The following is a 22,547-nucleotide window of genomic DNA, read 5'->3' on the forward strand; positions in this document are numbered from 1 at the left end:
AGCCGAAGCTAGCGTGAAGATTTCATCAGTAAAATAATAAACAGTGGCGCGCCCAGTGTCGCCGTCACGACGCCTATCGGCAACTCCGCTGACGTCAGTGCCAGACGCGCCACGATATCGGCGGCCAGAAGCACCGCCGCGCCCGTCAGCGCCGATGCCGGCAGCAGATAGCGGTGATCGCTGATGCCGCTCAGGCGCAGCAGATGCGGGATAACCAGCCCGACAAAACCAATGGTGCCAGCCATTGCGACGCTGATGCCGACCAGCCAGCCCATGGCCAGCACCAGCAGGTTACGCCAGAAGAAGAGTGACAGCCCGAGCTGACGGGCGGACGTCTCGCCCAGAACCAGCAGATTGAGAATCGGGCCGGTCGCCCCCAGCGCGAGCATCACCGGCAGCAGTGCCAGCATCATCCAGCCATAGCGCCAGTCAATGCTGCTGAATCCCCCCATCATCCAGTACATCAGCTGACGCAGATCGAGGCTGGTGCTGAAGTAGACCGCCCAGGTCATGATGGCACTGCAGATAATCCCCAGCGCCACGCCGGTCAGCAACAGCCGGGTGACTGAGAGCTGACGATGAGCAAAATGCAGCAGGATAAGCGTAATAATCAGCGCACCGGCCATCGCCGCCAGCCCCAGACTCCACAGCGAGCCGCTGCCCAGCAGCACGCCGAGCACCAGGCCGATACCTGCGCCGTTCGAAACGCCGAGCAGACCTGGCTCCGCCAGCGGATTGGTAAACAGCGCCTGCATCACCACGCCGCATACCGCCAGCGACGCCCCCACCAGGACTACCGCCAGACTGCGGGGCAGCCGCAACTGCCAGACAAAGAGCTGTCCGCTATCGCTGAACCACGCTGAGGGCGTGATCCAGCTATCTCCGGCACAGAGGCTGAGACAGAGCAGTACAGAGAGCATAAGGGCGAGCGCAATCAGCCATTTCTGGCCGCGTTGATCGGCCTGGCGCGCGAACGTGTCGAGCAGAGACATAAGCGGGATTAGCTGAGAAAACAGTGATTTGATTGTAGAGGGATTGGTGAAAAAAGAAAGGCTGATGAGGCGGTCTGCGCCGGGTTGAGGTGGACATTAATGCGCGCCTGAAGCGGGATCCTGCTTTCTGAAACCCTGAAAGCTGCTTACTGGAACCATGAAAAAAGGCCGCTTGCGCGGCCTTTTTGAAACGCTGAAATTCAGTCAGTCTCTTTGGGTGTAGCGTTCTCTACGCGGCTTTTCAGCTTCTGTCCTGGGCGGAACGTTACTACGCGACGCGCAGTAATCGGAATATCTTCACCCGTTTTCGGGTTTCTGCCAGGACGCTGGTTCTTGTCACGCAGGTCAAAATTACCAAACCCAGACAGTTTTACCTGTTCTCCATTCTCCAAAGCGCGACGTACCTCTTCGAAAAACAGCTCTACTAACTCTTTGGCATCGCGTTTGCTCAGTCCGAGTTTCTCAAACAGGTACTCTGACATCTCAGCTTTTGTAAGCGCCATAGGTTCAATCCCTCAAGGTTGCCTGGAATCGCTCTTTTAATGCCGCAACGCATTTGCCAACGGTCGCGGCAATCTCCTCTTCTTCGAGTGTCCGGCTGGTATCCTGCAAAATCAGGCTGATTGCGAGGCTCTTATAGCCCTCAGAAACGCCCTTACCGCGGTACACGTCAAACAAGTTTACGCCAACTACCTGATTTACGCCAACTTTCTTACACTCCGCAATGATATCTGCTGCAGGGACGTTTTCAGCCACTACAACGGCAATATCACGGCGGTTCGCCGGGAAGCGAGAAATCTCGCGCGCGTCAGGCAGGACGCGGTCTGCGACCTTATTCCAAAGCAGTTCAAAGACTAAGGTGCGGCCATTGAGATCAAGCTTACGTTCCAGCTCAGGATGTACAACGCCGATAAATCCGATATGTTCATCACGCAAATAAATTGCCGCGCTCTGTCCTGGATGCAACGCCGGATTCGCCTCAGCCCGGAAGCTGATCTCATCCAGTTTGCCGGTTAAATCGAGCAGCGACTCTAAATCGCCTTTCAAATCATAGAAGTCAACTGTCTGACGCGCCAGATCCCAGTGCTCTTCAACGCGGTTGCCGCTGATGACGCCAGCCAGCATAAGATCCTGACGGATGCCTAAATCCGCCTGCGTATCTGGCACAAAGCGTAAGCCGCTCTCAAACAGACGTACACGGCTCTGCTGACGGTTCTGGTTGTAAACCACCGCACTGAGCAGACCGGTCCAGAGTGACAAACGCATGGTCGACATATCGCTGGAGATCGGGCTTGGCAGTAACAGCGCTTCTTCACCCGGATGCAGCAGCTGCTGGATTTTCGGATCGACGAAGCTATAAGTAATCGCTTCCTGATAACCTTTATCCACCAGCAGGTTTTTGGCGCGTTTCAGCGACAGATTCGCTTCACGGTGACGGGTCATGACCAGACCGGCCTGAACAGGCACATCAGGAATATTGTTGTAGCCATAAATACGGGCCACTTCTTCAACCAGATCTTCTTCAATGGCCATATCGAAACGCCAGCTCGGCGCGACGGCCTGCCACTGCCCTTCACCTGCCGTCACGTCACAGCCAAGGCGCGTCAGAATGTCGGTAACCTGCTCATCCGCAATCACGTGACCAATCAGACGATCCAGCTTTTCGCGACGCAGTGTGATTGTGGCGGGTACAGGCAGCGCTGACTGATGAGTCTGATCGATAATCGGGCCCGCTTCACCGCCGCAGACAGACAGCAGCAGCTGAGTAGCACGCTCAAGCGCGAGGTGTTGCAGCGCCGGGTCAACGCCACGCTCATAGCGATGAGACGCGTCGGTATGCAGACCGTGACGACGGGCGCGGCCGGTGATAGAGAGCGGATCAAAGTACGCGCACTCAAACAGGATGTTCTGCGTTTCACCGTTAACGCCTGAATGTTCGCCACCAAAGATACCGGCCATCGCCAGCGCGTTCTGATGATCGGCGATCACTAAAGTATCACTCTGCAGGGTGGCTTCGGTACCATCCAGCAGCGTCAGCTTTTCGCCCTCTTTCGCCATACGCACCACGATACCGCCATCAATACGGTCAAGGTCGAAGGCGTGCATCGGCTGACCCAGTTCCAGCAGAACGTAGTTGGTGATATCGACGACAGGATCGATAGATCGAATGCCGCAGCGACGCAGCTTCTCTTTCATCCAGAGTGGCGTAGCAGCCTTAACGTTAATCCCTTTCACGACACGGCCCAGATAGCGCGGACAGGCGTCTGGCGCGTCAACCTGAATCGGGAACGTGTCGTTAAGCGTCGCCGCGACCGGTTGCATCTCCGGCACGTTCAGCGGCAGACCGTTGAGCACGGCAACATCACGGGCAATACCGATCAGACCCAGACAGTCGGCGCGGTTAGGCGTGACGCTGATTTCGATAGTGTTGTCGTCCAGTTGCAGATAAGCGCGGATATCGGTGCCAACAGGCGCATCAGAAGGCAGTTCGATGATGCCATTGTGATCGTCGGAAATACCCAGCTCAGAGAACGAGCAGAGCATACCTTCAGAGGGCTCACCACGCAGTTTGGCCGCTTTGATTTTGAAATCACCTGGCAGCACAGCGCCGACGGTAGCAACGGCGACTTTCAGTCCCTGACGGCAATTCGGCGCGCCACAGACGATATCCAGCAGGCGATCGCCACCGACGTTGATTTTGGTGACACGCAGCTTGTCGGCATTGGGGTGCTGACCGCACTCCACCACTTCACCGACCACAACGCCGTGGAACGCGCCGGCAACCGGCTCAACGCCGTCCACTTCCAGACCGGCCATGGTAATTTGTTCAGACAGCGCGGCGCTGTCCAGGGCTGGATTTACCCATTCGCGTAACCAGAGTTCACTGAATTTCATTGGATATCCTGCCCTTACTTAAATTGTTTGAGGAAACGTAAATCATTTTCGAAGAAAGCACGCAGGTCAGTCACGCCATAGCGCAACATGGTCAGACGCTCCATGCCCATACCAAAGGCAAAACCAGAGTAAACTTCCGGGTCGATGCCGACATTGCGCAGCACGTTAGGATGCACCATGCCGCAACCCAGCACTTCCAGCCACTTGCCGTTTTTACCCATAACATCCACTTCTGCCGATGGCTCAGTGAACGGGAAGTAAGAAGGACGGAAACGAATCTGTAAATCTTCTTCGAAGAAGTTGTTCAGGAAATCGTGCAGCGTGCCTTTCAGATTGGTGAAGCTGATGTTTTTATCCACGATCAGCCCTTCCATCTGATGGAACATCGGCGTGTGAGTCTGGTCGTAATCGTTACGGTAGACGCGGCCTGGCGCAATAATGCGGATAGGCGGCTGCTGAGCCTGCATGGTGCGGATCTGCACGCCAGAGGTCTGCGTACGCAGCAGACGCGTGGCGTCAAACCAGAAGGTGTCGTGATCGGCACGCGCCGGGTGGTGCGCAGGAATATTCAGCGCATCGAAGTTATGATAATCATCTTCAATTTCCGGCCCTGTTACCACACCAAAGCCTAACTCGCCAAAGAAGGTCTCAATGCGATCCATGGTGCGGGTGACCGGATGCAGACCGCCATTCTCAATACGGCGACCCGGCAGCGAGACATCGATGGTCTCTTCCGCCAGACGGGCATTCAGCACCGCGGCTTCCAGTGCGTCTTTACGGGCATTCAGTCGATCGGTGACCTGCTGCTTCGCTTCGTTGATTACCGCACCCGCTGCAGGACGCTCTTCTGCTGGCAGCTCGCGTAACGTCGTCATCTGCAGTGTCAGATGTCCTTTCTTACCCAGGTATTCGACGCGCACCGCGTCAAGGGCGGCGATATCCGTCGCCCCGTCGATGGCCGCCGTGGCGCTGGCCACCAGTTCTGCGAGTTGGGACATAATTTCCTCTTTTTCCAGTCAGGCTGGTCAGTTCTCGTTGGGACCTGCCGGTCCAATATGCTAGCGCCAGAAACAAAAAAGCCTCCACGAGGGAGGCTTTTAGCGCGGTTTTTCGTTTCTTCTCTTATGCGCAAAAGCCCCCAAATGTCAGGCGCTAAAGTAAAAAAAGAAACGGAAAATAGCAGCATTCATGCTTGCGGTTACCTTGTCATGCGATACAGGGGGGTATATTGAAAAGCTCAGCGACGAAAATGTCAATCTTTTGCGTAAGTTACAGGCAATAAAAAAGGGAGCAAGCTCCCTTTTCCATCTGACTTACGCCAGGGCTGATTTCGCTTTTTCGACCAGTGCAGAGAATGCCACTTTGTCGAATACTGCGATGTCGGCCAGGATCTTACGGTCAATCTCAATGGCTGCTTTTTTCAGACCATTGATGAAACGGCTGTAAGACATGCCGTTCTGACGTGCCGCTGCGTTGATACGCGCGATCCACAGCTGACGGAACTGACGCTTACGCTGACGACGGTCACGGTAAGCATACTGACCAGCTTTGATAACAGCCTGGAAAGCAACACGGTAAACACGTGAACGTGCACCGTAATAGCCTTTAGCTTGTTTTAAGATTTTTTTGTGACGTGCGCGAGCAACTACACCACGTTTTACACGAGCCATTTAGCTCTCCTGTTTAATATTCTGAATTAATAAAAAATTTACTTATGCGTACGGCAGGCAGGCAATAACCAGACCCAGATCGCCTTTTGACACCATGCCTTTAGGACGCAGGTGACGTTTACGCTTAGTAGATTTTTTAGTCAGAATATGACGCAGGTTTGCGTGTTTACGCTTGAAGCCGCCAGAAGCGGTCTTCTTGAAGCGCTTAGCCGCGCCACGTACAGTTTTAATCTTTGGCATTTTAAAAATATCCACTTCGCATTGTTAATAACATGACCCAGACAGGCGAGCAGATAGCCGCACAGCGCGAACGCTGCGCGGCTATTGCTACTTGAAAGCCTACTGTTTCTTCTTAGGAGCGAGCACCATGATCATCTGGCGGCCTTCGATCTTCGAAGGGAAGGATTCGACAATGGCCAAATCCAGATCTTCACACAGGTCTTTACGGACGCGGTTAAGCACTTCCATACCGATCTGCTGGTGCGCCATCTCACGACCGCGGAAGCGGAGCGTGATTTTAGCTTTATCGCCATCTTCCAGAAAGCGAATCAGGTTGCGTAGTTTGACCTGATAGTCGCCATCATCGGTTCCAGGACGGAATTTGATTTCCTTAACCTGAATAACTTTTTGCTTCTTCTTCTGTTCCTTAGAAGATTTGCTTTTTTCATAGAGGAATTTGCCGTAATCCATAATACGGCAGACCGGCGGTTCGGCGTTCGGGCTGATTTCGACTAAGTCGCCGCCCGCTTCCTCGGCTTTTTCCAGAGCTTCGCGTAATGAGACGATGCCTATCGGCTCGCCATCCATGCCCGTTAAGCGCACTTCAGTTGCGCGGATTTCACTGTTAATTTTGTTCGGACGCGTCGGTAGTACTCGTTTTCCGCCTTTAATACTTTATTCCTCCAATTGGTGAAGATTTCGGCTGCGAACCTCTTGTTGCAACTTCTCAACAAACAGGTCGACATCCATCGATCCCAGGTCTTTACCACGGCGGGTGCGAACGGCAACTTTGCCAGATTCCACCTCTTTATCACCGCAGACCAACATATAAGGGACGCGACGTAATGTGTGCTCGCGGATTTTAAAGCCTATCTTCTCATTTCTCAAGTCTGCCTTCACACGAATGCCAGCATTCTGCAGCTTACGCGTCAAAGACTCAACATATTCCGCTTGTCCGTCGGTAATATTCATTACCACAACTTGCAGCGGTGCCAGCCAGGTTGGGAAGAAACCGGCGAATTCTTCGGTAAGAATACCGATGAAGCGCTCCATCGATCCCAGAATCGCACGGTGAATCATCACTGGCGTCTGACGGTCGTTGTTTTCACCCACGTAGGTTGCTTCAAGGCGTTTTGGCAGGGAGAAGTCTAGCTGAACGGTTCCGCACTGCCAGGCGCGATCAAGACAATCGTACAAAGTGAACTCAATTTTAGGGCCGTAGAACGCGCCTTCGCCGGGCTGGAACTCAAACTCAATGTTGTTTTCGTTCAGCGCGGCGGCCAGATCTTCCTCGGCACGATCCCACATCTCATCTGTACCGATACGCTTCTCAGGACGGGTGGATAACTTCACCACAACCTTTTCAAAGCCGAAAGTGCTGTACATGTCATAGACCATGCGGATACAGCTGTTCACTTCGTCACGCACCTGCTCTTCTGTACAGAAGACGTGTGCATCATCCTGGGTAAAGCCGCGAACGCGCATCAGACCGTGCAGCGCACCTGATGGCTCATTACGGTGACAGCTACCAAACTCTGCCATACGCAGCGGCAGGTCACGGTAGGATTTCAGACCCTGATTAAAGATCTGAACATGTCCAGGACAGTTCATCGGTTTGATGCAATATTCACGGTTCTCAGATGAGGTAGTGAACATCGCTTCTTTATAGTTTTCCCAGTGCCCGGTTTTTTCCCACAGGACACGGTCCATCATGAACGGACCTTTAACTTCCTGGTACTGGTACTCTTTTAATTTGCTGCGGACAAACACTTCCAGCTCACGGAAGATGGTCCAGCCGTCATTATGCCAGAAGACCATACCCGGTGCTTCTTCCTGCATGTGGTAGAGATCCAGCTGCTTACCAATCTTACGATGGTCACGCTTCGCCGCCTCTTCCAGACGCTGCAGATAGGCTGCCAGCTGCTTTTTGTCTGCCCATGCGGTGCCATAAATACGCTGCAGCATTTTATTGCTGCTGTCGCCGCGCCAGTAGGCACCGGAGATTTTCTGCAGTTTAAAATGATGGCAGAACCGCATGTTCGGCACGTGCGGACCGCGGCACATGTCGACATATTCTTCGTGATGATACAGGCCAGGCTTATCGTCATGGCTGATGTTTTCATCAAGAATGGTGGTCTTGTAGATTTCGCCGCGCGCCGCAAAGACGTCGCGTGCTTCCTGCCAGCTGACTTTTTTCTTCACCACATCGTAGTTAGTTTCAGCTAACTGATGCATGCGTTTTTCCAGCAGATCGATATCTTCCTGGGTCAGGGTACGATCGATGTCGACATCATAATAGAAGCCGTTATCAATGACCGGGCCAATCGCCATTTTGGTATCCGGCCACAGCTGTTTAATTGCGTGCCCTAACAGGTGCGCACAGGAGTGACGGATAATTTCCAGACCCGCTTCATCTTTTGCGGTAATGATCGCGACAGCGGCATCGTCGGTGATGGGATCAACAGCATCAACCAGTTCACCGTTAACGCGGCCAGCGATACAGGCTTTCGCCAGACCTGGACCGATGTCCAGCGCAATATCCATGACACTGACAGGGCGGTCAAACACGCGCTGGCTGCCATCAGGAAGCGTAATTACAGGCATTTCATGTCCTTATTTGCAGTGGTAAGCCACACGAAAGCTTACATGCAACGTAATGTAAAATGAGTGACCTGGCGTAATATCAGACCCACATTGTCGGAATGTCGCCAGGATTGCAGTGCGGAGCGGATGATAGCAGTTTTCGCCGACGAGAAAAACCATCCCCTTTTTGCTCAGCCATGGAGCGAACAAAAAAAGCGGCCTGACACAGAGTGTCAGGCCGCCGGGCAAGCCTTAGGCAAAGATGCGCTTACATTGCGTAAGAAAGCATGATTGAGGTTTTGGTGTCGGTACGATCTGGCGCAGACTCAGCCGGATTGTTGTTCCAGGTGACATTGTAAGCCAGCTTCAGCGCGAAGTGGCTATTGATAGCGACCTGCAGGCCGGTTTCGGAGTTCACCGTGGTGTCTTCACCGAAGCTGCTCAGCACGGATACGCCCTGAATAAATTTGGTGGTATCGGTCAGCTGCCACTGATAGCTCACTGCGCCATAGCCCAGCGCCTTGGTCTGATGACCACCAGCGTGGTAGTCGTCATAACGTACACCCGGACCCAATTCCGCACGCAGCGAGTGCACCGGACCATTCAGGATCTGACGACCGTAACCGGCAGTCAGCACGTCACGTGAATCATAACCATTGAAACGATCGCTTAACCAACTCGCCTGCCCAAACAGGTAGTCATAGGAGTTGAGGTTATAGCGTGAACGACCACCGATGTTGTACGTCTCTGAAGAGCGTTCATCATTTGAGGAAGTGTTCGCTGCGTTACCCCACAAGCTGTAGGCCATAGATGACTGATACCAGGTCATATTGGTCTGAGCCGTCATTGATGAACTGGTGGTGTTACCGGTTTGCGCCAGGTATCCCGCAGAAGCAGAACCTTCAAATGGCTTTTTAGCCGTTGAAGGGTCATCCATTGAGGTGAATACAGCGTTATCGGCCAGTGCCTGGTGACAAAACGCTCCGGCGGAGAGCAAAAGAACAGCAGACAGCTTGTTAAAGGCTTTCATTAAATGTGATCCGTGCGACTGTTTAAAAAACGGAGAGTCTGAAGCGTTTTGCCGGGCATTCAATGCAATTTACGGTAAGTTTTGTAAAAAATTATTAACTCACACAAAATGCCTGTAATCACCCTGAAAACCCATGTTAATTGGGACTCATCTTATTAACGTCGCGCATTATAGTGCTGCCCAAATGAAAAGCCAGACGTAACGGCAGAAAGATTTTGACGTCAGTGACTGGACTCCTGACACTGATTTACGCTATGCGTCACGACAGACATCCAGCATCTCTTTCATAATTCGCCTGAATTTTCACCATAGTCTACGCTCAGTTCAGTTTCTTTTTCCCGGAGGTGCCTCATGAGCAACACGACCTTAACCCGTTACATCGTGACCTTTCATTACCAGGAGTCGGGATTAAGTGACATCCTGGAGCTGACCAGCGCGATGACCGCCGCCGGTTTCACCACCACGCTGGCTGATGAAAACGGCCATCCCCATGAACTGGGCACGAACAGTTATGGCATTGTCAGTACGCTGGACGCTGAGGATCTGCGACAGCAGGTTGCAGATGCCGGTGAAAACGCACTGGGTCAGAAACCCGATGTGACTGTTATGACCTTTGAAGAGTATCTGCGGGACACCGCCAGTCATCGCCCCGCCACCTCAGCGCCAGAATAAAAAGGTGCAATCACGCTGGTTTTGGTGAATATTCAGGCATCAGCATCGGACTTACGCAGCGAACAACGAGGATAGCCCTATGTGGTCAGCCATCAGTCGTCTGTTAAGCGAGCAGTTAGGCAACGCCGAAATCACTCAACGTCACGCCCTTGCGGGTGGTGATATCCACCCCACCTGGCATATTCGCTACGGTGATCATGATGTCTTCGTTAAAAGTAACAGCCGCGAGATGCTGTCGCTTTTTACCTGGGAAGCAGACCAGCTCGCCTTGCTGGCACGCACCGGCACGGTTCGGGTGCCAAAGGTATATGGTGTGGGTCATCATCGTGAGGAGAGCTTTCTGTTACTGGAGTACATCAGGCCACAGCCGCTTGATGAGCAGAGTGCATATCTGCTGGGTCAGCAGCTGGCGCACCTGCATCAGTGGAGCGAGCAGACACAGTTTGGCCTCGATTTCGACAACAACATCACCACCACGCCCCAGCCTAATAGCTGGCTGCGACGCTGGTCAGTCTTTTTTGCCGAACAGCGCATCGGCTGGCAGCTGCAGCTGGCGGCCGAAAAGGGGATTCAGTACGGGGATACCGAGCTGATTATCGCCTCCGTGCAGCGGGTGCTTGCGTCACATCATCCGCAGCCGTCGCTTTTACATGGCGATCTCTGGCCCGCTAACTGCGCCAGCAGTGACAGTGGCCCCTGGCTGTTCGATCCCGCCTGCTACTGGGGCGACCGTGAATGCGATTTAGCCATGCTGAGCTGGTACCCTGACCTGCCACGCCAGATATACGACGGCTATCAGGCTGTGTGGCCCCTGCCGGATGGTTTTTCGCAGCGCCTGCCGGTCTACCAGCTCTACTATCTGCTGAACCGGGCTAACGTGTTTGGCGGGCACTGGCCTGGCGACGCGCAGTTCGCCATTGGCCAGTTGCTGGATGAAGATGCGCTCGGCACCCGTCAGGCCAGACCGGCCTGACGGCGTTCACAGTCAGATAAAGCCCAGCAGCGACAACGCAAAATAGCCGGCTATCGCAATTATCACTGGCAGGACATAGAGCGGGAAGATCTGCAGGAAGATGGTGTGGCGAGGAACGCGCACCTTTTCTTCCAGTTGCTGACGGCTGCGTCCTTCTCTGCCTTTTGCCTGCTCCAGAATCATCTGATCTTCAATGCCCTCTTTGACGTGACGTGCCTGCCGTCCCATCCGCGCGCCTGATGACTCCAGCGCCAGCCCGACAAAAATCAGAATGTAGATCAGCCAGAAACCCAGGTTCATCTGACCATTAAATTCCGGTACCGGCGAGTTATGCCAGAAAACGTTCAGGAACGGCGTGTTGAAGCGCAGCATATCGACAATGACATGGACGAAATCAAGCATAACGGCGTCAATACCGGGCTGCTTCTCGCTGTGCTTAAACATAAAGCTCAATACCGAAATAATGGTCGACAGCAGTGCCACTAAAAAGAGCACCCAGCCCACTACGCGCTTAAGGATGGCGATACGGCCAGCCTGTTGATAGGTCATAATATCTCCTGAACCTGGAATCCAATTTGCCGTCAGTCTACCTGCCCACAAAGAAATTTCCCAAATAAAGCGTGGTCAATTGGTTGAAGCAGGCGTCAGCAGAGAATGATGGTATGGTAAACCGACTTTATTTATAAGGAGACCGCTGATGACCTGGCACCGCCCTGTCCTTGCTGCCCTGTTTGATATGGATGGCTTACTGATCGATTCTGAACCGCTGTGGGATCAGGCTGAACTGGATATCTTTTCAACGCTGGACGTCGACCTGTCACGCCGCAGTGAAATGCCTGATACCCTTGGCCTGCGTATCGACCAGACTGTGCGGATGTGGTACGAAACGCTGCCCTGGCAGGGCCCCTCTCAGCAGGAGGTTACTGACCGTATTATTGCGCGTGCCATGACGCTGGTGGATCAGACGCGCCCGCTGCTCCCTGGCGTGGAAACGGCGCTACAGCTCTGCCAGGAGCAGGGACTGAAAATCGGTCTGGCCTCAGCATCGCCGCTCATGATGCTGGAACAGGTGCTGGAGATCTTCAACCTGCGCCACTATTTCGATGTGCTGGCTTCAGCAGAATCACTGCCCTATAGCAAGCCCCATCCGCAGGTCTACCTCAACGCTGCCGCCAGCCTGGCGATTGATCCACTCAACTGCGTCACACTGGAAGACTCGTTTAATGGCATGATCGCGACCAAAGCGGCCCGCATGCGGTCGATTGTGGTACCTGCTACTGAGCATCGTGACGATCCGCGCTGGGCGCTGGCGGATGTCCGGCTGGACAACCTGACACAGCTTAGCCTGCAGCATCTGCAGGGATAATAAACAGCCCGCGCATAGCGGGCTTTTTTTTGGCCCGCTGCGCATGCCGGTTGATCTACCCCGCAAAAAATAAAACAACGTTTCATTTTTATTGAATTCCCATCCCACTCTGCCTAAGATGCCCGAAGCGTCCCCGTTCGGGGCATGAATAACCTGACCTGCAGAGAGGCCTGAGATGGACGTTCGCCAAAGCATTCATAGCGATCACGCTAAACAACTCGACACTGACGCGTTGCGCCGCGAGTTTCTGATTGAGACGATTTTTTCCGCTGACAATTACACCCTGACCTACAGCCACATCGACCGCATCATCATTGGCGGCGTGATGCCGGTTAATAAGCCAGTCACTATCGGTGATGAGATGGGAAAGCAGCTGGGTGTCAGTTATTTTCTTGAACGCCGCGAGCTGGGCATGATTAACATTGGCGGCCCGGGTCTGGTCGAGGTCGACGGTAAAGCGTGGGAGATCGGTCACGAAGAGGCGCTTTACATTGGCAAAGGTGCGCGCCACCTGCTGTTCCGCAGCCTGAACCCAGCCCAGCCCGCCAAATTCTATTACAACAGCGCACCCGCACACTGCACCTTCCCGGATAAGAAGATCACGCTGCAGGAAGCAGCCACCGCCACGCTGGGTGATGTTGCCACTGCCAATCGTCGCACCATTAACAAATTTATCGTGCCGGATGTCCTGCCCACCTGCCAGCTCACCATGGGCTTAACCAGGCTGGATGAAGGCAGCCTGTGGAATACCATGCCCTGTCACACCCATGAGCGGCGCATGGAAGTCTACTTCTACTTCGATATGAGCGAAGAGAGCGCGGTCTTCCACATGATGGGAGAACCCCAGCAAACCCGCCATCTGCTGGTACATAACGAGCAGGCGGTCATCTCACCCAGCTGGTCAATTCATGCTGGTGTCGGCACCCAGCGTTACACCTTTATCTGGGGCATGGTGGGTGAGAATCAGGTCTTTGATGACATGGACCACGTCAAAATCAGCGAACTGCGTTAAGCAGAGGAGAGGCATAAATGGTACTGAATATGTTTGATTTAAAAGGCAAAGTGGCAATGGTGACCGGTTGTAATACCGGTCTGGGTCAGGGTATGGCTCTGGGGCTGGCTCAGGCTGGCTGCGACATTGTCGGCGTTAACCGTTTCGAGCCTGACGAAACGCAACGTAAAGTTGAAGCACTTGGCCGCCGTTTCTGGTCGGTGTCAGCGGATTTGATGCGCTCTGATGTTGCGTCGCAGGTTGTTGAGCAGGCTGTCGCCGCCGCAGGCAGAATCGATATCCTGGTCAACAACGCCGGGATTATCCGTCGTGAAGATGCACTGAACTTCAGCGAGCAGGACTGGGATGATGTGATGAACATCAACAGTAAAACGGTCTTTTTCCTGTCACAGCAGGTAGCGCGGCAGTTTATTGCTCAGGGTAACGGCGGCAAAATTATCAATATCGCCTCTATGCTGTCGTTCCAGGGGGGCATCCGCGTGCCTTCATATACGGCGTCAAAAAGCGCCGTGATGGGTTTAACGCGATTGATGGCGAATGAGTGGGCGAAGCATGGCGTTAATGTTAATGCGATTGCCCCAGGCTATATGGCTACCGATAACACCGAACAGTTGCGTAAAGACCAGGCCCGAAGCGATGAGATCCTGGGACGTATCCCGGCAGGACGCTGGGGCGTGCCTGATGACATGATGGGGCCGGTAGTTTTCCTGGCCTCTTCCGCGTCTGACTACGTAAATGGCTATACCCTGGCGGTAGATGGCGGCTGGCTGGCACGTTAATCTTTCTGTCAGAACAGGCGGGCAGTGTTTCATCGCTGTCCGGCTTGTTAAAAATATTCATGCTTCGTTACAGCGTCACATGTTCTCATTCACTGGATAAATCCCTATACTGGATGCATCGACAGTTTTCTTTGCAACCAGGTTCTATCATGACGGGCGAAGGCCACATCATTTTTGCCATTGCCAGCGCTATTTTTGCTAAGCGTGCTGAGCTTACACCCGTACTGGCGCAGGCCGATTGGTGGCATCTTGTTCCTTCTGCTCTGCTGACATGCCTCCTGCCCGATATCGATCACCCCAAATCTTTGCTGGGGCAGCGACTACGCTGGCTCTCTCATCCTATTGCACGCGCGTTCGGTCATCGGGGCTTTACCCATAGTCTGCTGGCGGTAGCCGCCGGTTTATGGCTTTTTCAGATAAACCTGCCCCAGTCGTCGCCGATACCCGCGGACGTACTGCAGGGTCTGACGCTGGGCTACCTCAGTCATATTGTGGCCGATATGCTGACGCCCGCCGGTGTCCCGTTGCTGTGGCCCTGCCGCTGGCGCTTCCGTCTGCCGATCCTGCGCAGTCAGAAAGGCAATCAGCTTGAGCGGGCATTGTGTCTGGGACTGGTAGGCTATGCGCTGTGGTTCCCGGTCGGCATGCCATCTTTTGGTGCAAACGGCTGGCCGGCTCAACTGTTTGATACGCTACAAAATGGCGTCGGTCGGTTAATATCCAGTCATTCTGCGCAATAAATCCGCACAAAACACCATTAAGTTATAAACCATGCCATTTGGATATAAGGCACCCTCTGCACCTGCTGTTACCATTCCTGCTGTCTTAATTCGTGATTAACGTTATGCGGCTTTCCCGGGTGGGAAAGCCGCATTACTCTGGAGTTTCAGCATGGACCTTCCTCTTACGCTTAATATCGTGGCCTTTGTGGTGCTGCTGGTATTACTCTCCCGCTTCAGCCGTCAGAACTGGAGCCTGTCGAAAAAAGTGCTGACCGGTCTGGTGATCGGCGTGCTGTTCGGCCTGGTTTTGCAGTTGATCTACGGCGAAAATAGCGCAGTGGTAAAAGAGTCTATCAGCTGGTTTAACATCGTTGGCAATGGCTATGTCCAGTTGCTACAGATGGTGGTGATGCCGCTGGTGTTCGTTTCTATTCTGAGCGCGGTGGCCCGTCTGCATAACGCCTCGTCGCTGGGGAAAATCAGCGTGCTGACCATTGGCGTACTGCTGTTTACCACCGCTATTTCGGCGCTGGTCGGCGTGTTCGTGACCGGCCTGTTTGGTCTGAGCGCGGAAGGTCTGGTACAGGGTGTGCAGGAAACCGCGCGTCTGAGTGCGATCCAGAGCAACTATGTCGGCAAGGTCTCTGACCTGAGCGTGCCACAGCTGGTGCTCTCCTTTATCCCGAAAAACCCGTTTGCCGATTTGACCGGTGCCAATCCCACCTCGATTATCAGCGTCGTCATCTTTGCCGCCTTCCTGGGTGTCGCTGCCCTGCAGTTGCTGAAAGATGATGAAGTGAAAGGTCAGCGCGTGCTGGTCGCAATTGATACGCTGCAGTCGTGGGTTATGAAGCTGGTTCGTCTGGTCATGAAGCTGACCCCCTACGGTGTGCTGGCGCTGATGACCAAAGTGGTTGCCGGTTCTAACCTGCAGGACATCATCAAGCTGGGCAGTTTTGTGGTCGCCTCTTACCTCGGTCTGGCCATCATGTTTGGTGTCCATGCCCTGCTGCTGTCGGTGAACGGCATCAACCCGCTGCGCTTCTTCCGTAAAGTGTGGCCGGTGATCACATTCGCCTTCACCAGCCGCTCCAGCGCAGCAAGCATTCCACTGAGCGTGGAGACGCAGACCCGTCGTCTGGGCGTACCTGACTCGATTGCCAGCTTCGCTGCCTCCTTTGGTGCCACAATTGGACAGAATGGCTGTGCCGGTCTCTATCCGACCATGCTGGCCGTGATGGTAGCGCCAACGGTTGGTATCAACCCGTTTGATCCGCTGTGGATTGCCACCCTGGTTGGGATAGTGACGCTGAGCTCCGCAGGCGTGGCCGGTGTCGGCGGTGGTGCCACCTTTGCCGCCCTGATTGTTCTGCCTGCGATGGGCCTGCCTGTCACCCTGGTGGCGCTGCTGATCTCCATTGAGCCGCTGATTGATATGGGTCGTACGGCACTGAACGTCAACGGTTCTATGACCGCCGGTTCCCTGACCAGCCGCTGGTTAGGTCTGACCGATAAGCGCGTACTGGAAAGTGACGACAACGCCGAGCTGGCGCATCGTTAATCTGCTGTAAACCTGGCGCGCCCGCGCCAGGTTATTTCCGCCCTGCCTCTCCATAATCTTCCCCGTTGATGGCGACGTCGTTAAGAAAGCGTTAAGCATGGTAAACAGGCGAAAAATCGCCGCTTTAATGCTTGTCTTTGCCCGGCAAAAAGCGAATTCTGCATCCAGTCTTATGAGGAGGACATCCGATGAAAAAAATTATTGCCTCGCTTCTGACGCTGGCGCTGTTGACGCCCGCGCTGGCTTTTGCCCACCATGGCGACTGGGGCCCGGGTGGATGGGGTCGACATGGCGGACCAGGCCCCCACTGGGGCGGGCCTGGCCCGATACGTTTTTTACCTGAAGCCGCTACCGCGGTGCTGATTGGCGGACTGACCTACTACCTGCTGAACGGCAGTTATTACCAGCGTCACGGGGAGGAATATGTGGTGGTCGAACCGCCAGCCGAGTCGCGGGTCAGCAATGAAATGCGGGTACTCGACTTTAATGGTAAACGTTTTTATGTGCAGGACGGCCACTACTATCAGCGGCAGATAGACGGTGATTATGTTGAGGTGCCGCGTCCGGCAGGATTGTAGTCTGCGACACAACGAAAAACGGCCCGTCATGACGACGGGCCGTTTGCTATTCAGGGGGGCTACGTATTACTGCTGAACCTGCGGATCGGTGTCATATTCCGCACAGCTCTGGAAGCCGTAGTTCATCACACGGCCAGTGTCGTTATAGCTCACGAAGTAAGTCTGTGCTTTACCGTCGCGCTGACCCAGTACGTAAGTCTGGCAGGTGCCGCGCGCGTGAACCATGGTGATTTCAGTTGACGGCGTACCGGCGATCTGACGAACCTGATCGCGAGTCATACCTTTTTTAACATCCTTTACCACTGGCTTAGTCACGTAGCTTTCAGCACGATCGTAAGTCGTACAACCAGACAGTGCAGCCAGTGTCAGCGCCGCAGCGATACATCCCATCACTTTATTCATCTTGTTGTTCCTCATTGATTGTCCATGTGGAAACAAGCCTGGAACATAAATGCTGATTTATCAAGTTTATGAGCAATAATTCGTGGCAAGGTAAATGTCAGGATATCGTAAAGAAGGCTGTTTTGCTGTCAACGCAGACGTATACTTCACCGCAAAACAGACACGCCGTAACGACCTATTTTCAGACGCATCGGCCATCATCTGTGAAGGCCTTGAGCAGTGTGATAGCTGCGTTACGGGTCTCTGTAATTTACTGCCTTGCCTGCTTTCTGTTCACCCCATCGCTGATGATTCCGAGGATAAATGACCCCTGTACACTCCAACCGCCTGGTTTACGCCGTTACGCTCGGCCTGCTGGCCGCACTGGGCCCGCTCTGCATCGACCTCTATCTGCCTGCCCTGCCACAAATGGCGCAGGATCTGCATACTGAAACCGCAACCGCGCAACTGAGTCTGACCGCCGGTCTGTTGGGTCTGGGCGTTGGCCAGTTGCTGTTTGGCCCGATGAGCGATAAGTTCGGCCGCCTGCGTCCGCTGACCCTGTCACTGGTGCTGCTGTTTATCGCCTCAATGGGTTGTGCGCTGGCGCAGGATATTAACCAGCTGCTGCTGGCACGACTGTTCGAGGGACTGGCCGGTGCAGGTGGTGCGGTGTTGTCACGGGCGATTGCGCGAGATATGTACAGCGGTCATGAGCTGACGCGTTTCTTCGCCCTGCTGATGCTGGTCAACGGCCTGGCACCGATTGGCGCACCGGTCCTGGGCGGTGTGCTGATGACGATAGTCAACTGGCGCGGCATCTTTATGGTGCTGGGCGGCATTGCCATTCTGCTGATCCTGCTGGCACGCTGGAAGCTGCATGAAACGCTGCCAGAAGAAAGACGCAGTAAAGGATCGATCTTCTCCGCCTACGCAGCGCTGGGTCAGGTGATAACCCATCGCCCCTTTATGGGCTTCTGCCTGACGCAGGGCTTTATGATGTCCGGGATGTTCGCCTACATCGGTGCCTCTCCGTTTGTCCTGCAACAGCTCTATGGCCTGTCGCCTCAGGCCTTCAGCTTCTGTTTTGCAGCAAACGGATTTGGTCTGATCATTGCCTCGCAGACCAGCGCCCGTCTCTGTCCACTTTGGGGCGAGTATCGGGTGCTGAAAGGCGGGCTGACGCTGGCCTTTGTCGCCTCCAGCCTGCTGCTGCTGACCGCGCTGCTCCATGCACCGCTGGCACTGCTGCTGGTCGCGCTGTTCTTTACCATCGCCAGTAATGGCGTCATCGCCACCACCGCCTCATCACTGGCGATGCAGAGTCAGGGCCACCGCGCGGGCAGCGCCTCCGCAGTGATTGGCGTCACTATGTTCACCCTGGGCGCGATTACCGTGCCGATCACCGGCATCGGCGGCACCTCGGTACTGAGCATGTGTGCCACCATTTTTGGCTGCTTTATGATGGCCATTCTGATGTTCAGCCTGCTGGCCAAAAAACCGCTGCCTCAGGTAAAAACTCACTGATTTCGCAACGTTAAGCCGTAATCAGTTGCCGCTTAAGCTTGTTGTTTTGGCGAAGGCACGTTAGCTTTATTAAAACGTTCGCATCGAGCCGACAGGCCACTGACCTGAGGAGAAGTTCATGTCACTGCAGCAGGAAATTATTGAAGCATTGGGTGTGAAACCCGCTATCGACGCCGACCAGGAAGTGCGCGTCAGCGTCGATTTTCTTAAAGCCTACCTGAAACGTCACAGCGGACTGAAAACGCTGGTGCTGGGAATAAGCGGCGGCCAGGATTCAACCCTGGCGGGCAAGCTGGCGCAAACGGCGATCAGCGAGTTGCGTCAGGAGAGCGGCGATAATGACTACACCTTTATTGCCGTGCGTCTGCCTTATGGCGTGCAGGCGGATGAGCAGGATTGCCAGGATGCACTGGCGTTTATCAAGCCTGATCGTTCGCTGGTGGTCAATATCAAAGAGTCGGTACTGGCCAGTGAGCGCGCGCTGAAAGACGCAGGTATCACGCTTTCCGACTTCGTGCGCGGCAATGAAAAAGCGCGCGAGCGTATGAAAGCACAATACAGCATTGCCGGCATGACCAAAGGGGTAGTGGTTGGCACCGATCACGCGGCTGAAGCGGTCACCGGATTCTTCACCAAGTATGGCGATGGCGGCACTGACATCAACCCGCTGTTCCGCCTGAACAAGCGTCAGGGCAAACAGCTGCTGAAGCATCTTGGCTGCCCGGAACATCTCTACCTGAAGAAGCCGACTGCCGATCTGGAAGATGATCGTCCAGGCCTGCAGGATGAAGTGGCGCTGGGTGTCACCTACGAGATGATTGATGATTATCTGGAAGGTAAAACCATCAATCCTGATAACGCCCGCATCATCGAAGGCTGGTATCTGAAGACCGAGCACAAACGTCGCCCACCGATCACGGTGTTTGACGACTTCTGGAAGTAATCCCGCGCCTCCTTTGCCCCGGCAAGGGAGGCTTCTCTCACTCATCTTGTTGATCGCTGCATGCCTGCCACCGTTTCGCGCGCTACTCTCATCGGGCTTATTGCCATTCTGCTCTGGAGCACCACCGTTGGCCTGCTGCGCAGCGTTAGTGAAGCCTTTGGTGCCACTGGCGGCGCGGCGCTGATCTATACCACCACAGCGCTCCTGCTCTGCCTGACCCGCGGCCTGCCAAAGCCCGGCGCAATGCCTGCAATCTATTTATGGCTGGGTGGCACTCTCTTCGTGGGCTATGAAATCTCTCTGGCGATGGCTATCGGGCTGGCCAGCGATCGCAGCCAGTCGCTGGAGCTGGGGATGATTAACTATCTCTGGCCCTGTCTCACCATCGTGCTGGCAATCCCATTTAATCAGCAGCGCTTCCGCGTCTGGCTCTGGCCCGGGCTGCTGCTGGCGCTGCTGGGGATTGTCTGGGTAATGAAAAGCAGCGGCAGCGGCTCGCCTGCGCTGCTATGGCAGAATATGCTGCGTAATCCTGTCGCCTATGCACTCGCCTTTATCGCGGCTCTGACCTGGGCTTTCTACAACAATCTTACCCGCCGCTATGCCCGGGGTTCGAATGGCGTTACGCTGTTTTTTATGCTGACCGCGCTGGCGCTGTGGATTAAATATGCCTTCAGCGATCGTTCTGCGCCGATGACCTTTGCACTGGTACCGCTGCTTGAGGTGCTGTTTGTCGGCCTCTCTACGGCTATCGCCTACTCCACCTGGAACCACGGGATTCAGCAGGGCAACCTGACGCTGCTAGCCACTGCTTCGTATTTCACACCCGTGCTGTCGGCTCTGCTGGGATCGCTATGGCTCGGCCTGACGCCGCCGCTGGTCTTCTGGCAGGGGGTCGCAATGATTACCCTGGGTTCGCTGATCTGCTGGCTGGCAACACGGCGTCTTTAACCAGACGGCTGGCGATCATTTCGCCTGCCTGTTATGCTGTATGGACAACCAGTAAGTGGAGTCCATTTTGGCCAGACGTTCTGCCATTCTTCGCCCCGAACCCGACGCGAATACAATTTATCAATATCCTGAACACCTGCGTGAATGGCTGGAAGGTCTGCCGAATCACCCTGGCGTCTATACCTTTCACGGCGAGAGTGAGTCACTGCCGCTCTATATCGGTAAAAGTGTGAATCTGCGTTCGCGGGTGATGTCCCATTTTCGCACCCCTGACGAGGCAAAAATGCTGCGTCAGTCGCGGCGAGTCAGCTGGATCCCTACCGCAGGGGATCTCGGCGCACTGCTGCTGGAAGCGCAGATGATCAAAACCCAGCAACCGCTGTTTAATAAGCGACTGCGCAAAAACCGGCAGCTCTGCTCGTTACAGATTACCAATGGCAAACCAAATGTGGTTTACGCAAAAGATCTCGATTTCAGCCAGTCTCCCAACCTGTTTGGCCTCTATCGCAGTCGCTTTGCCGCGCTTGAACGACTGAAGCAGCTTGCGGATGAGTATCAGCTCTGTCATGGCCTGCTGGGTCTGGAAACGCTCAATGCAGGGCGCGGCTGCTTCCGTTCGGCACTGCGCCGCTGTGCCGGTGCCTGCTGCGGTAAAGAGCCGGTCAGCGATCATCAGGATCGTCTGCTGGAGGCGCTGGAAAATGTCCGGGTCTTTTGCTGGCCGTGGCAGGGTGCCGTAGGCCTGGTGGAGGAAGGCAAAGAGATGACGCAGATCCACGTCATCGACCACTGGTTCTATCTTGGTTCGGTGAACAGCATGGATGAGGCCAGAAAACTGCAGCGGCCCAAAGGCGGTTTTGACCACGACGGCTATAAAATTCTCTGCCGCCCGATTCTGTCGGGAGCCTACCCGATTCTTCCGCTATAAAAAAACCGCCGATGCTGCCCACTCATTTCAGTGGACATCATCGGCGGTCTCAGACCCTTGGCTTAGCTAAGGTTATTCAGCCGGTTCTGCTGGCGGTGCCATTTTTCCTTCGTGCGGGCCTTTCTCAGTCAGACGCTTTTCAAAGTTCGCGTTGTACTGTTTTTTCTGCTCCGGCGTCAGCACGTTATAGAGCTTGTTCTGGGTTTCCAGCATCTTCAGCGCATGCTCTTTCGCATTGGCGGACATTTTTTCTGCCTGCGCTTCTGCTTTGCTCTGGTCAAAGCTGTCAGAGGCAATGATGCTGTGGGCTGCGCGACGCTCATCCAGCGATGGACGCTGCATATCTTTGTGGCTCTCTTTCATGATGTCGCGCATCTGCGTTTTCTGCGCGTCGGTCAGGTTCAGACCTTTAAACATCATCTCCGGGCCATGACGCATTGGCGGTTTGTGCATCGCTTTTTCGCTGCCTGCTGGCGGTGGAGTCAGGTTATCCGCAGCAGCATGGACGGCGCTGGCTGCACCAAACGCCAGCGAAGAAGCCAGTAAAAGGGAAGTCAGTTTGCGCATAATCGTGTCCTTATAATTCATGATAATGACGACAGCACTCTGTCGCGTCTTCGGAAACAAGCATACGACGCTGAACGTCAACTACTCAGAGCCTGAGTAAAGCCGTGAAAGCATAAAAGATAAAAATCGGGCAATCATGAAGAGAATAAGAAGAAAGGCGTGAGGAATTGAAAAAGTTTATGAATTTACAGCGGATTT

General features: G+C 54.4%; 25 protein-coding genes and 1 other annotated feature. Of the genes, 12 read left to right on the forward strand and 13 right to left on the reverse strand.

Annotated features, from left to right (window positions below; genetic code table 11):
• Positions 1 to 8: 8 nt before the first annotated feature.
• The 10 genes from btuC to F3I20_RS02775 all read right to left on the reverse strand — a co-directional run bounded on the left by btuC (position 9) and on the right by F3I20_RS02775 (position 9,389).
• Positions 9 to 992 carry a vitamin B12 ABC transporter permease BtuC gene (gene btuC, locus F3I20_RS02730; RefSeq protein WP_150038017.1) on the reverse strand — a complete coding sequence of 328 codons (984 nt, stop codon included), beginning with the start codon at positions 990 to 992 and terminating at the stop codon, positions 9 to 11.
• Between the two features lie 200 nt (positions 993 to 1,192).
• Positions 1,193 to 1,495, reverse strand: coding sequence for an integration host factor subunit alpha (gene ihfA, locus F3I20_RS02735; protein WP_003853259.1), 303 nt, complete (start codon positions 1,493 to 1,495; stop codon positions 1,193 to 1,195).
• 4 nt (positions 1,496 to 1,499) lie between these two features.
• Positions 1,500 to 3,887 carry a phenylalanine--tRNA ligase subunit beta gene (gene pheT, locus F3I20_RS02740; protein ID WP_150038016.1) on the reverse strand — a complete coding sequence of 796 codons (2,388 nt, stop codon included), beginning with the start codon at positions 3,885 to 3,887 and terminating at the stop codon, positions 1,500 to 1,502.
• 14 nt (positions 3,888 to 3,901) lie between these two features.
• Positions 3,902 to 4,885, reverse strand: coding sequence for a phenylalanine--tRNA ligase subunit alpha (pheS, locus tag F3I20_RS02745; protein ID WP_033732472.1), 984 nt, complete (start codon positions 4,883 to 4,885; stop codon positions 3,902 to 3,904).
• Between the two features lie 71 nt (positions 4,886 to 4,956).
• Positions 4,957 to 5,082, reverse strand: a sequence feature (Phe leader region).
• Entirely contained in the window at positions 5,033 to 5,077 is a 45-nt protein-coding gene (gene pheM / locus F3I20_RS24090) for a pheST operon leader peptide PheM (protein ID WP_106120997.1), read from the reverse strand. Its footprint overlaps the feature before it by 45 nt.
• Positions 5,083 to 5,200: 118 nt before the next feature.
• On the reverse strand, positions 5,201 to 5,557 hold the full coding sequence (gene rplT, locus F3I20_RS02755; RefSeq protein WP_003853267.1) for a 50S ribosomal protein L20: 357 nt from the start codon (positions 5,555 to 5,557) through the stop codon (positions 5,201 to 5,203).
• Between the two features lie 42 nt (positions 5,558 to 5,599).
• On the reverse strand, positions 5,600 to 5,797 hold the full coding sequence (gene rpmI, locus F3I20_RS02760; protein ID WP_004157374.1) for a 50S ribosomal protein L35: 198 nt from the start codon (positions 5,795 to 5,797) through the stop codon (positions 5,600 to 5,602).
• Positions 5,798 to 5,896: 99 nt separating this feature from the next.
• Complete coding sequence (infC, locus tag F3I20_RS02765) at positions 5,897 to 6,448, reverse strand: translation initiation factor IF-3 (protein WP_150038015.1); 552 nt, start codon at positions 6,446 to 6,448, stop codon at positions 5,897 to 5,899.
• Between the two features lie 3 nt (positions 6,449 to 6,451).
• Positions 6,452 to 8,380 carry a threonine--tRNA ligase gene (thrS, locus tag F3I20_RS02770; RefSeq protein ID WP_150038014.1) on the reverse strand — a complete coding sequence of 643 codons (1,929 nt, stop codon included), beginning with the start codon at positions 8,378 to 8,380 and terminating at the stop codon, positions 6,452 to 6,454.
• A gap of 247 nt (positions 8,381 to 8,627) precedes the next feature.
• Positions 8,628 to 9,389: a DUF481 domain-containing protein gene (locus F3I20_RS02775; RefSeq protein ID WP_150012799.1), complete on the reverse strand. Its 762-nt coding sequence runs from the start codon at positions 9,387 to 9,389 to the stop codon at positions 8,628 to 8,630.
• 351 nt (positions 9,390 to 9,740) lie between these two features.
• Between F3I20_RS02775 and ghoS the strand changes: the two genes are divergently transcribed.
• Both ghoS and F3I20_RS02785 read left to right on the forward strand, forming a co-directional pair.
• Positions 9,741 to 10,061: a type V toxin-antitoxin system endoribonuclease antitoxin GhoS gene (gene ghoS / locus F3I20_RS02780; RefSeq protein ID WP_150012796.1), complete on the forward strand. Its 321-nt coding sequence runs from the start codon at positions 9,741 to 9,743 to the stop codon at positions 10,059 to 10,061.
• Positions 10,062 to 10,140: 79 nt separating this feature from the next.
• The gene (locus tag F3I20_RS02785) at positions 10,141 to 11,034 is read left to right on the forward strand and encodes a fructosamine kinase family protein (RefSeq protein WP_150012794.1); all 894 of its coding nucleotides are present in this window, start codon (positions 10,141 to 10,143) and stop codon (positions 11,032 to 11,034) included.
• 12 nt (positions 11,035 to 11,046) lie between these two features.
• On the opposite strand, the gene F3I20_RS02790 is transcribed toward F3I20_RS02785, so the two are convergent.
• Positions 11,047 to 11,583, reverse strand: a complete 537-nt coding sequence (locus F3I20_RS02790; RefSeq protein WP_150012792.1) for a YniB family protein — start codon at positions 11,581 to 11,583, stop codon at positions 11,047 to 11,049.
• A gap of 148 nt (positions 11,584 to 11,731) precedes the next feature.
• Between F3I20_RS02790 and hxpB the strand changes: the two genes are divergently transcribed.
• From hxpB to F3I20_RS02820, 6 genes are all read left to right on the forward strand, one after another.
• The gene (gene hxpB, locus F3I20_RS02795) at positions 11,732 to 12,400 is read left to right on the forward strand and encodes a hexitol phosphatase HxpB (RefSeq protein WP_150012790.1); all 669 of its coding nucleotides are present in this window, start codon (positions 11,732 to 11,734) and stop codon (positions 12,398 to 12,400) included.
• Positions 12,401 to 12,575: 175 nt separating this feature from the next.
• Positions 12,576 to 13,412: a 5-dehydro-4-deoxy-D-glucuronate isomerase gene (gene kduI / locus F3I20_RS02800; protein WP_150012788.1), complete on the forward strand. Its 837-nt coding sequence runs from the start codon at positions 12,576 to 12,578 to the stop codon at positions 13,410 to 13,412.
• A gap of 17 nt (positions 13,413 to 13,429) precedes the next feature.
• Entirely contained in the window at positions 13,430 to 14,191 is a 762-nt protein-coding gene (kduD, locus tag F3I20_RS02805) for a 2-dehydro-3-deoxy-D-gluconate 5-dehydrogenase KduD (RefSeq protein ID WP_150012786.1), read from the forward strand.
• Between the two features lie 149 nt (positions 14,192 to 14,340).
• Complete coding sequence (locus F3I20_RS02810; protein ID WP_033732464.1) at positions 14,341 to 14,931, forward strand: metal-dependent hydrolase; 591 nt, start codon at positions 14,341 to 14,343, stop codon at positions 14,929 to 14,931.
• Positions 14,932 to 15,082: 151 nt separating this feature from the next.
• Positions 15,083 to 16,474, forward strand: coding sequence for an L-cystine transporter (locus tag F3I20_RS02815; RefSeq protein ID WP_150012784.1), 1,392 nt, complete (start codon positions 15,083 to 15,085; stop codon positions 16,472 to 16,474).
• Between the two features lie 188 nt (positions 16,475 to 16,662).
• A complete protein-coding gene (locus F3I20_RS02820; protein ID WP_150012782.1) occupies positions 16,663 to 17,052 on the forward strand; it encodes a DUF6515 family protein in 390 nt (129 codons plus the stop codon).
• Between the two features lie 66 nt (positions 17,053 to 17,118).
• Here F3I20_RS02820 and osmE read toward each other — a convergent pair whose 3' ends face one another.
• On the reverse strand, positions 17,119 to 17,454 hold the full coding sequence (gene osmE / locus F3I20_RS02825) for an osmotically-inducible lipoprotein OsmE (RefSeq protein ID WP_010245718.1): 336 nt from the start codon (positions 17,452 to 17,454) through the stop codon (positions 17,119 to 17,121).
• A gap of 303 nt (positions 17,455 to 17,757) precedes the next feature.
• Here osmE and F3I20_RS02830 point away from each other — a divergent pair, with 303 nt between their 5' ends.
• The 4 genes from F3I20_RS02830 to cho all read left to right on the forward strand — a co-directional run bounded on the left by F3I20_RS02830 (position 17,758) and on the right by cho (position 21,782).
• Positions 17,758 to 18,960: a multidrug effflux MFS transporter gene (locus F3I20_RS02830; RefSeq protein WP_150038013.1), complete on the forward strand. Its 1,203-nt coding sequence runs from the start codon at positions 17,758 to 17,760 to the stop codon at positions 18,958 to 18,960.
• Positions 18,961 to 19,078: 118 nt separating this feature from the next.
• Positions 19,079 to 19,903 carry an NAD(+) synthase gene (gene nadE / locus F3I20_RS02835; RefSeq protein ID WP_013357668.1) on the forward strand — a complete coding sequence of 275 codons (825 nt, stop codon included), beginning with the start codon at positions 19,079 to 19,081 and terminating at the stop codon, positions 19,901 to 19,903.
• Positions 19,904 to 19,963: 60 nt separating this feature from the next.
• The gene (gene yddG / locus F3I20_RS02840) at positions 19,964 to 20,854 is read left to right on the forward strand and encodes an aromatic amino acid DMT transporter YddG (RefSeq protein ID WP_150038012.1); all 891 of its coding nucleotides are present in this window, start codon (positions 19,964 to 19,966) and stop codon (positions 20,852 to 20,854) included.
• 67 nt (positions 20,855 to 20,921) lie between these two features.
• Positions 20,922 to 21,782, forward strand: coding sequence for an excinuclease Cho (gene cho, locus F3I20_RS02845; protein ID WP_150012775.1), 861 nt, complete (start codon positions 20,922 to 20,924; stop codon positions 21,780 to 21,782).
• Between the two features lie 72 nt (positions 21,783 to 21,854).
• Here cho and spy read toward each other — a convergent pair whose 3' ends face one another.
• Positions 21,855 to 22,349 carry an ATP-independent periplasmic protein-refolding chaperone Spy gene (gene spy / locus F3I20_RS02850; RefSeq protein ID WP_150012773.1) on the reverse strand — a complete coding sequence of 165 codons (495 nt, stop codon included), beginning with the start codon at positions 22,347 to 22,349 and terminating at the stop codon, positions 21,855 to 21,857.
• Positions 22,350 to 22,547: the final 198 nt, after the last annotated feature.

The sequence above is a fragment of the Candidatus Pantoea gossypiicola genome, from assembly GCF_008632075.1.
In the GTDB taxonomy this organism is placed as follows: Bacteria; Pseudomonadota; Gammaproteobacteria; order Enterobacterales; family Enterobacteriaceae; genus Pantoea; species Pantoea gossypiicola.